Origin of the sequence: Kribbella sp. NPDC050241 (assembly GCF_044459685.1) — a bacterium.
Classification (GTDB): Bacteria; Actinomycetota; Actinomycetes; order Propionibacteriales; family Kribbellaceae; genus Kribbella.
In genome coordinates this window covers 234,425-247,084 of sequence record NZ_JBITJE010000007.1, presented here as the reverse complement: position 1 = coordinate 247,084, position 12,660 = coordinate 234,425, and the positions used below count along the sequence as shown (strand labels likewise).

The 12,660-nt window shown below is 69.8% G+C and carries 10 protein-coding genes; 8 read left to right on the top strand and 2 right to left on the bottom strand.

Annotated elements, in window-relative coordinates:
* Nucleotides 1–34 precede the first annotated feature (34 nt).
* Together ACIBG5_RS30175 and ACIBG5_RS30170 are read right to left on the bottom strand one after the other, a co-directional pair.
* A complete protein-coding gene (locus tag ACIBG5_RS30175) occupies nucleotides 35–913 on the bottom strand; it encodes a prephenate dehydratase (protein ID WP_396394872.1) in 879 nt (292 codons plus the stop codon).
* Between the two features lie 39 nt (nucleotides 914–952).
* Nucleotides 953–1,756, bottom strand: coding sequence for a lysophospholipid acyltransferase family protein (locus ACIBG5_RS30170; RefSeq protein WP_396394871.1), 804 nt, complete (start codon nucleotides 1,754–1,756; stop codon nucleotides 953–955).
* Nucleotides 1,757–1,904: 148 nt separating this feature from the next.
* Here ACIBG5_RS30170 and ACIBG5_RS30165 point away from each other — a divergent pair, with 148 nt between their 5' ends.
* From ACIBG5_RS30165 to proB, 8 genes are all read left to right on the top strand, one after another.
* Nucleotides 1,905–4,166: a M64 family metallopeptidase gene (locus ACIBG5_RS30165; protein WP_396394870.1), complete on the top strand. Its 2,262-nt coding sequence runs from the start codon at nucleotides 1,905–1,907 to the stop codon at nucleotides 4,164–4,166.
* 100 nt (nucleotides 4,167–4,266) lie between these two features.
* Nucleotides 4,267–4,767 (top strand): DUF1772 domain-containing protein, encoded by a 501-nt coding sequence (locus ACIBG5_RS30160; RefSeq protein ID WP_396394869.1) that lies wholly within the window; start codon nucleotides 4,267–4,269, stop codon nucleotides 4,765–4,767.
* Nucleotides 4,768–4,877: 110 nt separating this feature from the next.
* Nucleotides 4,878–5,705 (top strand): TIGR03936 family radical SAM-associated protein, encoded by an 828-nt coding sequence (locus ACIBG5_RS30155; protein ID WP_396394868.1) that lies wholly within the window; start codon nucleotides 4,878–4,880, stop codon nucleotides 5,703–5,705.
* Nucleotides 5,706–5,854: 149 nt separating this feature from the next.
* Nucleotides 5,855–9,121 (top strand): ribonuclease E/G, encoded by a 3,267-nt coding sequence (locus ACIBG5_RS30150; protein ID WP_396394867.1) that lies wholly within the window; start codon nucleotides 5,855–5,857, stop codon nucleotides 9,119–9,121.
* Nucleotides 9,122–9,258: 137 nt separating this feature from the next.
* On the top strand, nucleotides 9,259–9,576 hold the full coding sequence (rplU, locus tag ACIBG5_RS30145) for a 50S ribosomal protein L21 (RefSeq protein ID WP_131349790.1): 318 nt from the start codon (nucleotides 9,259–9,261) through the stop codon (nucleotides 9,574–9,576).
* Between the two features lie 12 nt (nucleotides 9,577–9,588).
* Complete coding sequence (gene rpmA / locus ACIBG5_RS30140; protein WP_132405181.1) at nucleotides 9,589–9,849, top strand: 50S ribosomal protein L27; 261 nt, start codon at nucleotides 9,589–9,591, stop codon at nucleotides 9,847–9,849.
* Between the two features lie 108 nt (nucleotides 9,850–9,957).
* Nucleotides 9,958–11,541, top strand: coding sequence for a GTPase ObgE (gene obgE / locus ACIBG5_RS30135; protein WP_396394866.1), 1,584 nt, complete (start codon nucleotides 9,958–9,960; stop codon nucleotides 11,539–11,541).
* 4 nt (nucleotides 11,542–11,545) lie between these two features.
* Nucleotides 11,546–12,658 carry a glutamate 5-kinase gene (gene proB, locus ACIBG5_RS30130; protein WP_396394865.1) on the top strand — a complete coding sequence of 371 codons (1,113 nt, stop codon included), beginning with the start codon at nucleotides 11,546–11,548 and terminating at the stop codon, nucleotides 12,656–12,658.
* Nucleotides 12,659–12,660: the final 2 nt, after the last annotated feature.

Below are 12,660 nucleotides of genomic sequence, written 5' to 3'. Positions count from 1 at the left end.
CCCTACGGGAGCCGCCGGGTGGCCGGAGCGCCGACTAGTGGTGCGGACGCAGTGCCCGGTTCGCGGCCGGTTCGGCGATCTGGGCGCGGAACGGGTGCGAGGGGTAGACGCCGAGGATGCGGACCTCGACCGAGAAGAACGCGAGCTCCTCGAGCGCCAGAGCGACGTTCGGGTCGTCCGGGTGGCCCTCGATGTCGGCGTAGAACTGGGTCGCGAAGAACATCCCACCGAGCTGGTAGGACTCCAGCTTCGTCATGTTGACGTTGTTGGTGGCGAACCCGCCGAGCGCCTTGTAGAGCGCGGCCGAGACGTTCCGGACCCGGTAGACGAAGCTGGTGATGATCGGCCCGGAGCCGACCGGAGGTACCTCGGGCTCCCGGGAGAGCACCAGGAACCGGGTGGTGTTGTGGTGCTCGTCCTCGACGTCGCTCGCCAACGTCGCCAGGTCGTAGAGGTCGGCTGCTGCCCGCGGGGACAGCGCGGCGACCGTCGGATCGGCCAGTTCGGCGACCTCGCGGGCGGCGCCGGCGGTGTCGTCGGCGACCACGGTGGACCAGCCGTGCTCGCGGATGATCTTGCGGCACTGGCCGAGCGCGTGCACGTGGCTTCGAACCGTCCGGATCCCGTCGATCGACGCCCCGGGGACGGCGAGCAACTGGAAGTGGATCGGCAGGAAGTGCTCGCCGACGATGTGCAGCCCGGACTCCGGCAGCAGGTGGTGGATGTCTGCCACCCGGCCGGCGATCGAGTTGTCCACCGGGATCATCGCCAGCCCGGCCCGGCCGCTGCTGACCGCCTCGAGCGCGTCCTCGAACGTCGTACAGGGCAGCTGCTCGCGGTCGGGGAACATCTCGGTGCACGCCATCGCCGAGTTGGCGCCTGGCTCACCCTGGTATGCGATCGGTCCGTCCACGGTCTACCAGCCTAGACCCAGGTCATCTCAGCAAGCGGATCAGGTGTCCGACTTGCGGACCTTCTTCGGTGCGCCGGTCGTCGCGCGGCCCTCCAGTTGCTTGGCCTTCGTGGCGTACATGTCGATGTACTCCTGGCCGGACAACTCCATGATCTTGTACATGATCTCGTCGGTGACCGCGCGCAGGATCAGCCGGTCGCTCTCCATCCCCTCGTAGCGGGAGAAGTCCAGCGGATGGCCGAACTTGATCGTGGGGGAGGCGAACGAGGCGACCACCTTGCCGGGCGGGGCGACCACGTCGGTGCCGATCACGCCACACGGGATCACCGGAACCTTGGCCTCCAGCGCCAGCCGGGCGACGCCGGTGCGGCCCTTGTACAGCCGGCCGTCGTGGGAGCGGGTGCCCTCGGGGTAGATGCCGAACACCTCGCCGCGCTCCAGCACCTTCATCCCGGCCCGCATCGCGCCCTCGGACGCGGACCCGCCGGACCGGTCGATCGGCACCTGGCCGGTGCCCTTGAAGAAGCCGCGCTGGAACCGGCCCTTGATCCCGGCGCCGGTGAAGTAGTCGGACTTCGCGACGAAGGTGACCCGCCGGCGAAGCACCAGCGGCATGAAGATCCAGTCGGAGTACGAGAGGTGGTTGCTGGCGATGATCGCCGGACCGAGGTCCGGGATGTTCTCGGCGCCGACGACGATCGGCCGGAAGATCCGCCTGACCGGCGGACCGACCAGCACGTTCTTCAGCACCCAGTAGATGCCCTTGCCGTCACCGTCACCGGCGTCGACCGCGTGTGGTCCGCGGTCCGGCTCGGACCGCGGCGCCTGCGCCGGTTCCGTCATCGATGTCCTTTCCTCACAGTTCCCCGACCCCTCATGATGCCGCACCGCGGCCCGGTTGGCCCGCAAGTCGCCGCGCGGGAACTCCTGACACGGATCGCCGCCGGTTCGTAAGCTGCTGACGGCAGTGTCGCCCACACTGGGAGGGGTCATGCGGACCAGACGATTCGTGGCAGTTCTCGGCGTGGTCGCGTCGGTGTTCGCGGGCCTGCCGACGGCGGCCGGAGCCAGTACGACGGAGGCCTCGGCGACCGTCGTCCCGATCCAGGTCACCGGTCCGGCGACGTCCCGGTTCAACCTGGTGGTGATGGGCGACGGCTACACCGCCGCCGAGCTGCCGAAGTTCCGCGAGCAGGTGGACAAGCACCTCAACATCCTGTGGAGCATCGAGCCGTTCAAGTCGTACCGCGACTACTTCAACGTGTACGCCGTCGAGATCACCTCGCCCGAGAGCGGCGTCGACTGCGACCCGGACCTCACCTCACCGCAGGTCGACACCCCACTGCAGATGGGCTTCTGGGGCGGCTGCAACCCGGGCAGCGTCCAGCGCCTGCTCACCGTCGACTCCGACGCCGCGACCCAGTACGCCGACCTGGTCCCCGGCACGACCGGCGCCAACCGCCAGATCCTTGCTATCGGCAACAGTGCCACTTACGGCGGCGCCGGTGGCACCTACGCGACCGCGTCCGGCGGCAACGCGCTCTCCGCACTGATCACTCCGCACGAGCTCGGCCACTCGCTCGGCGGCCTCCAGGACGAGTACGACTACTACGCCCGCGGTGAGCGTGGTGCGCCGTACGAAGGACCGGAGCCGTCCTCGATCCACCACACCTTGCTGACCGAGCAGCAGCTGCGGGACCAGCAGAAGAAGTGGTACCGCTGGCTCGGTGAGCCGTCAGAGTCCGGCGGCACGATCGGCCGGTACGAGGGCGGCATGTACGCCGGGTCCGGAGTCTGGCGACCCAGCAGGCACTCGATGATGAAGGCGCTCGGCTACTACTTCGACCAGGTCTCCCGGGAGCGGATGACGCAGCGGATCTCGTCCCGGACCAACCTCTTCCAGGACAGCACGCCGGTCGGTCAGGTGGCCGGTGACCAGGTCGTCTGGCTGCAGACCCTGCACCCGCTGAGCCACGAGCTCGACGTCACCTGGACCTTGGACGGTACGGCGCTCCCGACCGCGAACGCCCGTGCCGTCGACCTCGCGGCCCTCGACCTCACGCCCGGTCGGCACACGCTGACCGCGAAGGTCGTCGACCCCACCGAGTACATCCGGGATCCCGCCGTACGACCGACTGCGACCCGCTCCTGGAGCGTGAACACCACGATGACGGCGTCCCCGGCGGCGGAGCCGGTGACGTTCACCGGGTCGACGTCGACCGAGCATCCGGTGAGCGCCGACGAGGTGGTGTACGCCGAGACGACGCAGCCTTCGACCGAGCAGCCGTCGATCACGTGGCGGCTCGACGGTACGTCGGTCGCGAACCCGGGCAATGACCGGGACTTCGACCTCGAGCCGCTACACCTGACCGGGCGGCACACGCTGACCGCGAGCGTCGGCGACGAGACGCTGACCTGGTCTGTCGACGGGGTCGAGCCGGTGGTGAAGTCCACGCTGTCGAAGCCGTTGCTGACCGTGCAGAAGCCGACCGGCCCGGAGTACATCTACAACGACGCGTTCACCATGGGTCTGGCCGCCACGGACGACAGCGCGGGGTACGTCGTTCCTGAGTTCCGGGTCGACGGGGACGGTTGGTACAACTACTTCGGCTGGCCGACGGACGCGTCCGCGCCGTTCCGGTTCACCGCCGAGGGGACGGAGATCGACCAGCTCGTCTACGGCAAGCTCGGGGTACCGCGGGTGGTGCCGTGGGACGACGTACCGCCCGGGTACGGCCGGCACCAGGTCGAGTACCGCGCCATCGATGCCACCGGCAACATCGGGACGCCGCGCCAGTTCGCGGTCACGCTCCTTCGGCCCGCACCGGCCTGCACGTCGACCGTGACCGGAGTCCACGACGGTCCACTGGTGGTGGGATCCGGCGTCACCTGCCTGGTCGATGCCACGATCGACGGCCCGGTGCTGGTCCAGTCAGGCGCGTCGTTGGTTGCCACCGGCACTCGCATCGCGGGTCCGGTCCGGGCCGACAGGGCGGCCGACCTCCAGTTGCTGCGGAGCACGGGGGCCGGACCGGTGACCGCCGACGGCGTTACCCGGAGCGTGGTCGCGGTCGGGTCCTCGGTCAACGGGTCGGTGTCGGTGACCAGGGGAGGTACGACGGAGGCCGCCGTACTGGCTGGGAACACGGTCGAGGGGCCGCTGAGTTGCTCGGGGAACGCGCCGGCGCCGGTGAATCTGCAGGCGCCCAACCAGGTCTCGGGGCCGCGTTCCGGGCAGTGCGCGCGGTTGTGAGTTGCCCGGACATGGACGTGAGATTCGCTGACATGTCCGTGGGCTGCGCGGTGCCATAGCTTTCCGGTGCGGGGCCTTCCCGCCGTACTGGAGGAGAGAGATGAACGGACTGCGGGTGGCGGCGCTGATGGCGGCCACGATCACCACCGGGCTGATGGCGGGCGTGTACGCGATCTACTCGAACGCCTTCATGCCCGGCCTGGCCACGACCGACGACAAGACCTTCGTCGGCGCGTTCCAGGCGGTCGACCGGGCCATCCTCAACCCGGTCTTCCTGCTCCTCGGCTTCGTCGGCTCGGCGGTGTTCACGCTGCTGGCCGGTCTGCTCAACCTGAAGGAGCCGGCGCTGCCGTGGCTCGCGGTGGCCTTCGCCCTCAACCTGATCACGATCATCGTGACGATCGCGGTCAACGTCCCGCTCAACGACGCCCTCAAGGCGGCCGGTGACCCGGCCACCATCGACGTCGCCGCCGCCCGCGCAGCCTTCGACGAGGCCCGCTGGCGCGCGTTCAACCTGCTACGCACCGTGCTGATGCTGGTCTCCTTCGGCCTCCTCGGCTGGGCCCTCTACCTCACCGGCAAGTCCGCCGCCCAGCCCTAGCCCGGAAAGCGCATTCCCTGGTGGTGTCTGGCGGGTTGTTTCACCGCTGACCGGTTCTAACCCGTCAGCGGTGAAACAACCCGCCATCGGGTCCTGAGAGGATGGCGGGCGTGACACCTGTTCAAGCTCCGCCGTCGCAGCAACTTCCCGCGGTCCAGAAACTGCGGGTCCGGTTCGCCAAGCGCGGGCGGCTGCGATTCACCTCACACCGCGACTTCCAGCGGGCGTTCGAGCGCGCCGTCCGCCGCGCCGAGCTCCCGGTGGCGTTCTCGCACGGCTTCAGCCCGCATCCGAAGATCTCGTACGCCGGTGCCGCGCCGACCGGAGCCGCGTCCGAGGCGGAGTACCTGGAGATCTCGCTCACACACGAGCGGGACGCCGAGCAGGTCCGGGCCGCGCTGGACGAAGCGCTGCCGCCCGGGCTCGACGTACTCGAGGTGGTTGTCGCCGGCCCCGGAGCGCTGGCCGAGCGGCTGGAGGCGAGCGAGTGGCGGATCGCGTTGCCTGGGGTGGATCCCGAGGTAGCCGCCGAGGCGGTGGAGGCGTTCCTGGCCCGGGAGGAAGTTCTGGTCGAGCGCATGACCAAACGGGGTCTTCGCTCGTTCGACTGTCGGGGTGCCGTTCTGCGACTCACCGTCGCGCACGAACCGGCGCCGGTTGCGACGTGTGCGATACTGCAAGTGGTGTTACGGCACGGAACCCCGGCCGTGAGACCCGACGACGTTCTCGCCGGCGTGCTAGAGGTAGCGACGCTCCCGGTGACGGGCCCGGCTCTTCTGACCAGGCTCGCCCAGGGCCCGCTCATCGCGGCCACCGGCACGGTGGACGACCCGCTCGCTCGTGACCGCGACGCCACCCAGGCGACCGCGACCGGCCAGGTAGGTCCCCACCAGACGCATCCAGCGGAGGGCGACGCCGCCGCTCCCTCTGTGCCCTGAGCGCGGGCGGAGCGGATCCAGCAGGCTTCCGCCGCGCCGGCACCGACGATGTGCCGCACGGCGAACCGTGACCGTCTTTCGGAGTGGCTGCGCCGGACCCGTAACAGGGTCGCAGGCTGCGCCGGAAGGCTTGAGGAGACCCGTACCGCATGCTCGACAACGAGCCGACTACCGAGGCAGCCGAGACGGCTGCCACCGCCCAGCAGCCCAGCACCGGCAGGACCGCCAAGAAAGCTGCCGCGAAGAAGACGACCACCCGCAAGCGCACGGCCAAGACGGCCGCCGCCGAGGTGGTTCCCACCCAGTCCGACGGCGAGACCGCCGACCCGGCTCCGGTGAAGAAGGCGGCCGCCAAGAAGGCTGCCGCCAAGAAGACCCCGGTGAAGAAGGCCGCGGCCAAGACCGCCGCGAAGAAGACCACCGCCAAGCGCCCGGCGAAGAAGACCGCTGCCCAGGACACGTTCCCGGAGCAGAGCGAGAACGCCGCGCCCGACACGACCACCGCCGACGCGGGCCCGGTCGTGGAGAACGCCCCGGCGCCGGCGAAGAAGACCACCCGGAAGCGCACCTCGAGGAAGGCTGCCGCGACCGACCTGACCAGCACGGATTCGCCCGTCACCGACGGCCCTGTCGCCGACGCCGTGGACCCGTCCGGCGCCGCGGCCGATGCTGCGCCGGCCGCGACGCGGTCGTCTCGCCGCCGCGGTGCCAAGACCACGACAGCGACCACGACCACTGCCTCCGACGAGGCGCCCAGCACGATCTTCCCGAAGGCTGAGGAAGAGGCCGAGACCCCGGTTGAGGAGCCGACCACGCGTCGTACCCGCCGGCGTGCTCCGGCCGCTGCGGCAGTGCTGTTCCAGGCGCCCACCGACGTACCGGCTCAGGCTCCCGCGCAGGCCGCGGCGACCAGCCCGGTGGAGGCGACAGCCAAGGCGACCCCTGAGACCACTCCGGAGACTGCCAAGACGACTCAGGAGACTGCCAAGGCGACCCCGGAGGCCGCGGAGGCGACTCCGGAGTCGGGTGCCGACGAGCAGCCGACGACCACGCGGCGCCGCCGCAGCCGTCGCGGTCGTGACGCGGAGGCGCGTGAGGCCACCGCCGAAGAGACCAGCACCGAGCAGACCGCTGTTCCGGTGGACAAGGCAGCCGGGGACGAGTCCGCGGACGCCCAGCCGGAGTCGGACGCGCAGTCCGAGGACGGCGAGGAAGGTGGCGAGGGCACGCGTCGTCGCCGTCGTCGCCGCGGTGGCCGTCGTCGCCGCAAGTCCGGTGACGCCGATGGCGCCGAGGACAGCTCGGACGAGCAGTCCGACGACGACGAAGCCGACGAGCAGGACGCCGAGTCCGGCTCCGACGACGAGCAGGACGCCTCCGCCGACGGCGAGGAGGAAGGCTCGGGCAGTTCGTCCCGGCGCCGTCGTCGCCGTCGCCGCCGCAAGGGCGAGGAGGGCGCCACGTCGCCCGACGACCCCGACGAGACCGTCGTCCGGGTGCGCGAGCCGCGCAGCAAGAACACCGCGAACGAGATCACCGCGGTCGAGGGCTCGACCCGGCTGGAGGCGAAGAAGCAGCGCCGCCGCGAGGGCCGGGCGGCCGGCCGCCGCCGCGCGCCGATCGTCACCGAGGCCGAGTTCCTGGCCCGGCGCGAGTCGGTCGAGCGGACCATGGTGATCCGCGCCCGGGGTGACCTGACCCAGATCGCCGTCTCCGAGGACAACGTCCTGGTCGAGCACTACGTCGCCCAGGAGGAGCAGGTCTCGCTGATCGGCAACGTGTACCTCGGCCGGGTGCAGAACGTGCTGCCCAGCATGGAGGCCGCGTTCATCGATATCGGCAAGGGCCGCAACGCCGTCCTGTACGCCGGTGAGGTCGACTGGGCCACGCTCGGCGGGGCCAATGGCCCGCGCAAGATCGAGCAGGTGCTCAAGTCCGGCCAGGCGGTCCTGGTCCAGGTGACCAAGGACCCGATCGGTCACAAGGGCGCCCGGCTGACCAACCAGATCAGCCTGCCCGGCCGGTACGTCGTCTACGTACCGCGTGGCGGCAACGGCGGCATCAGCCGCAAACTGCCCGACACCGAGCGGAACCGCCTGAAGACCATCCTCAAGGACATCGTCCCCGACGAGGCGGGCGTGATCGTCCGGACCGCGGCCGAGGGCGCGTCCGAGGAGGAGCTGACCGCTGACGTCAGCCGCCTGCAGAAGTACTGGAACGACATCGACAAGAAGTCGAAGAGCGGCCAGGCCCCGCAGTTGCTGCACGGTGAGCCGGACCTGCTGATCCGGGTCGTCCGCGACCTGTTCACCGAGGACTTCACCAAGCTGGTGATCTCCGGTGACGACGCCTACGACCAGGTGCGCGAGTACGTCTCCGACGTCGCCCCGCATCTGGCCGACCGGGTGGAGAAGTGGACCGGCGACGGCGACGTCTTCTCGAACTTCCGGATCGACGAGCAGATCAAGAAGGCGCTGGACCGCAAGGTGTGGCTGCCGTCCGGTGGTTCGCTGATCATCGACCGGACCGAGGCGATGACGGTCGTCGACGTGAACACCGGCAAGTTCACCGGCTCCGGCGGCAACCTCGAGGAGACCGTCACCAAGAACAACCTGGAGGCGGCCGAGGAGATCGTCCGGCAGCTCCGGCTCCGCGACATCGGCGGCATCATCGTGATCGACTTCATCGACATGGTGCTGGAGTCGAACCGCGACCTGGTGCTGCGCCGACTGGTCGAGTGCCTGGGCCGGGACCGGACCAAGCACCAGGTGGCCGAGGTCACCTCGCTCGGCCTGGTCCAGATGACCCGGAAGCGGATCGGCACCGGTCTGCTCGAGGCGTTCAGCGAGAACTGTGACCACTGCGGTGGCCGCGGCCTGATCCTGCACGACGAGCCGAAGGAGTCCCGTCGCCGGGACAGCCGCAACGGCAACGGCCAGGACAACAACAAGCCCGCGGCCGCGCAGGCTGACGACGGTGGCCGCAAGAGCTCGCGCCGCAGGCGGGGCAAGGGCCGCGCCGAGGACGAGCAGCCGGCCGAGGACACCTCGCAGCACAACGCCGACGCCGCCCAGCGACTGGCCCAGATCGCCGCTGCTTCAGCGCTCGACGCGAAGAAGGCCGACGAGGGCGGTACGACGGAGACTCCGACCGGCTACCCGGCCTCCGGAGCGGACGACGTACCGGTGAGCCCGGAGGCGACCGGATTCCCGACCGAGACGGCTGAGTCGACCACGACGGTGGGCGCCGAGGCGGCTTCGGCTGAGGCGGCTCCGGCTGAGGTTGCGAAGAACGGGAGCAGCAGGCGCCGGCGGAGCAGCCGGGGCCGTGGCAAGGCAGCGACCGAGGGTGATGCTGGTAACACCGAGGCCGGTGCGACCAGCGACGCCACGGAGCTCGTCTCCACGGGGAGTTGACCCGGTTTGACCCGTCTGTGAGCCGAGCCGTAAACTTGAGCTTCGGCGCGCGTTCCGCGTGCCATGTTTGTGTGGGCCGCTAGAGGTCTGTGCAGGCCCCCGTAAGTTTTCCGAACCAGCAGAGAGTGAGATCCACGGTGTACGCGATCGTGCGCAGTGGCGGCACCCAGCAGAAGGTCGCCGTCGGCGATGTCATCGAGATCGACAGCCTGACGGACGAGGTGGGCGACACCGTGTCCCTCCCGGCGGTCATGGTCGTTGACGGCGACACCGTGACGACCGATGCCGCGGCGCTGGCCAAGGTGGCCGTTTCGGCCGAGGTCCTGGGTCGTACCAAGGGTCCCAAGATCCACATCCTCAAGTACAAGAACAAGACCGGTTACCGCAAGCGCCAGGGGCACCGTCAGCACTACACCCAGGTCAAGGTCACCGCGATCGACGCTAAGAAGAAGTGAGCTGATCCAGACATGGCACACAAAAAGGGAGCGGCGTCGACCCGCAACGGTCGCGACTCCAACGCGCAGCGCCTCGGTGTGAAGCGGTACGGCGGTCAGCTGGTCAACGCCGGCGAGATCATCGTCCGCCAGCGGGGCACGCACTTCCACCCGGGCAACCTGGTCGGCCGTGGCGGCGACGACACGCTGTTCGCGCTGGCCGAGGGCAAGGTGGAGTTCGGCACCCGGCGCGGTCGCCGCGTCGTCAACATCGTCCCGGCCCCGGCGGAGTAACACCGCCACCCGGACGTTTCACGAGCTCTGAGAAGGGCGGGTCGCGGAATACCGCGGACCCGCCCTTCTGCTGTGTAAGTAACACCCAATAGGAAGTAGAGAACACCGATGGCGATTCCCAGCTTTGTCGACCGGGTCACGGTGCATGTCACCGCGGGCCGCGGCGGAAACGGCTGCGCCTCGGTGCACCGGGAGAAGTTCAAACCCCTCGGCGGTCCGGACGGCGGCAACGGCGGTGACGGCGGCAGCGTGATCCTGCGCGTCGACCAGGACGTGACCACGCTGGTCGACTACCACCGCTCCAGCCACCGCACCGCGACGAACGGTGCCCAGGGCAAGGGTGACCACCAGGCCGGCAGCAACGGCGGCGACGTGGTTCTCGGCGTCCCCGACGGCACGGTCATCAGTACGGCGGACGGCGTCGTACTCGCGGATCTCGTCGGGCCCGGTGCGGAGTTCGTCGCGGCGCAGGGTGGCAAGGGTGGTCTCGGCAACGCGGCGCTCGCCAGCAGCGCCCGCAAGGCGCCCGGTTTCGCGTTGCTCGGTGAGGACGGCGAGGAGCGGACGCTCGTCCTCGAGCTCAAGGTGGTCGCGGACATCGGCCTGGTCGGGTTCCCGAGCGCCGGCAAGTCGTCGCTGGTCGCGTCGATCAGCCGAGCCCGGCCGAAGATCGCCGACTACCCGTTCACCACCCTGATCCCGAACCTGGGGGTCGTCGTCGCGGGCGACACGACGTTCACCGTGGCCGACGTACCCGGGCTGATCGAGGGTGCGAGCGAGGGCCGCGGACTCGGCCACGACTTCCTGCGGCACGTGGAGCGGTGTGCGGCGCTCGTGCACGTCATCGACTGTGCGACGTACGAGCCTGGCCGGGACCCGCTGAGTGACCTGGACACGATCGAGGCGGAGCTGCAGGCGCACGGCGGTCTGGAGGACCGGCCGCGACTCGTTGCCCTGAACAAGATCGACGTACCGGACGCCCGCGAGATCGCGGAGATGGTGCAGGCCGAGCTGGAGCAGCGCGGGCTGCGGGTGTTCCCGATCTCGACCGCTTCGCACGAGGGTCTGGAAGCCCTGAAGTTCGCGATGGCGGAGATCGTCATGCGGCGGCGTGCCGAGGAGGAGAAGCCAGACACCACGCGGATCGTGATCCGGCCGCAGGTGCAGGGCGGGCCCGAGTTCAAGGTGAAGAAGTTGCCGGACGACGGTGGCTGGCTGGTGCAGGGCGAGAAGCCCGAGCGCTGGGTCAAGCAGACCGACTTCGCGAACGCGGAGGCGACCGGCTACCTGGCCGACCGGCTGAACCGGCTCGGAGTGGAGAAGGAACTCCTGGAGCGCGGCGCGATGGAGGGCGACGCGGTCGTCATCGGCGACGGGCCGAACGCGATCGTGTTCGACTTCGCGCCCGAGGTCCAGGCCGGCGCCGAGATTCTGGCCCGGCGCGGCGAGGACCACCGGCTGGAGGAGCCGCGTCCCGCGGTCCAACGGCGGCGGACGAAGGACACCGAGTACCACGCCCACCGGGCGGGGGAGTCGACGACCGACCTGTCGGAGTACGGCGCGGGCTGGGTCGAGGACGAGGTGGACCTGTCCCCGGCCGAGTCCAAACGAGCAGCTGAAGCTGCGGCGAAGCTGGCGCGCAAGGAAGCGCGCGAGCTCGAACTGCAGAAGGAACTCGACCAGAACGGTTGATTTCATGAAGGAACGCGCGGAGGTCGTCGAGGCCACGCGGATCGTCGTGAAGGTCGGCTCGTCGTCGCTGACCCAGCGCGGCAAGATCGACCTCGAACGGCTCCGGCTGCTCGTCGACGCCATCGCGGCGCGACGGGTGGAGGGGACCGAGGTCGTACTTGTCTCGTCCGGCGCGATCGCCGCGGGCCTGACCCCGATGGGCCTGCGGTCGCGACCGCGTGACCTGGCGACGCAGCAGGCGGCGGCATCGGTCGGGCAGGGGCTGCTGATGGCCCGCTACAGCGACGCTTTCGCGGCGCATGGCCTGCGGGTCGGCCAGGTGCTGCTCACGGTCGACGACGTGACCCGGCGGAGCCACTACCGCAACGCCTACCGGACGTTCGCGCGGCTGCTCGAGCTGGGCGTCGTACCGATCGTCAACGAGAACGACACAGTCGCCACCACGGAGATCCGGTTCGGCGACAACGACCGGCTCGCCGCGCTGACCAGTCACCTCGTGCACGCCAATCTGCTGCTGCTGTTGTCCGACGTCGACGGGTTGTACGACGGGGATCCGCGCAAGCCGGGGACGTCGATGGTCACCGACGTTCGTGGTCCCGCTGACCTGGCGCCGTTGCGGATCGGTCGTACCGGGTCGTCGAGTGTGGGCACCGGTGGCATGCAGACGAAGGTCGAGGCGGCCGCGATCGCCACGGAGGCAGGGATTCCGGTCGTCCTCACGTCTGCCGGTCGCGTGGGGGAGGCGCTGAAGGGCCTGCCCGTCGGAACCCTCTTCCACCCCACCGGCCGTCGTCGCAAGACCCGTCTGCTCTGGCTCGCCCACGCCACCTCGGGTCAGGGCCGGCTCCACCTGGACGAGGGCGCCGTACGAGCGGTGACAGAGCGCCGTACGTCGCTCCTGCCGGCCGGCATCTCGAAGGTCGAAGGCACGTTCTCGGCCGGCGATCCGGTCGACCTCGTGTCGCCTTCCGGGGCGGTCATCGCGCGCGGCCTGGTCAACTACGACGCGGCCGAACTCCCTGACCTGCTGGGCCGATCGACGCGCGACCTCGCGCGGGAACTCGGAGCGGCCTACGAACGCGAGGTCGTCCACCGAGACGACCTGGTCCTCCTGTGAAC

Bases quoted from the DNA above. Each gene is read 5' to 3' on its own strand.
- ACIBG5_RS30170 (WP_396394871.1), bottom strand. From the start codon at position 1,756: ATGACGGAACCGGCGCAGGCGCCGCGGTCCGAGCCGGACCGCGGACCA.
- ACIBG5_RS30165 (WP_396394870.1), top strand. From the start codon at position 1,905: ATGCGGACCAGACGATTCGTGGCAGTTCTCGGCGTGGTCGCGTCGGTG.
- ACIBG5_RS30160 (WP_396394869.1), top strand. From the start codon at position 4,267: ATGAACGGACTGCGGGTGGCGGCGCTGATGGCGGCCACGATCACCACC.
- ACIBG5_RS30150 (WP_396394867.1), top strand. From the start codon at position 5,855: ATGCTCGACAACGAGCCGACTACCGAGGCAGCCGAGACGGCTGCCACC.
- rpmA (WP_132405181.1), top strand. From the start codon at position 9,589: ATGGCACACAAAAAGGGAGCGGCGTCGACCCGCAACGGTCGCGACTCC.
- obgE (WP_396394866.1), top strand. From the start codon at position 9,958: ATGGCGATTCCCAGCTTTGTCGACCGGGTCACGGTGCATGTCACCGCG.
- proB (WP_396394865.1), top strand. From the start codon at position 11,546: ATGAAGGAACGCGCGGAGGTCGTCGAGGCCACGCGGATCGTCGTGAAG.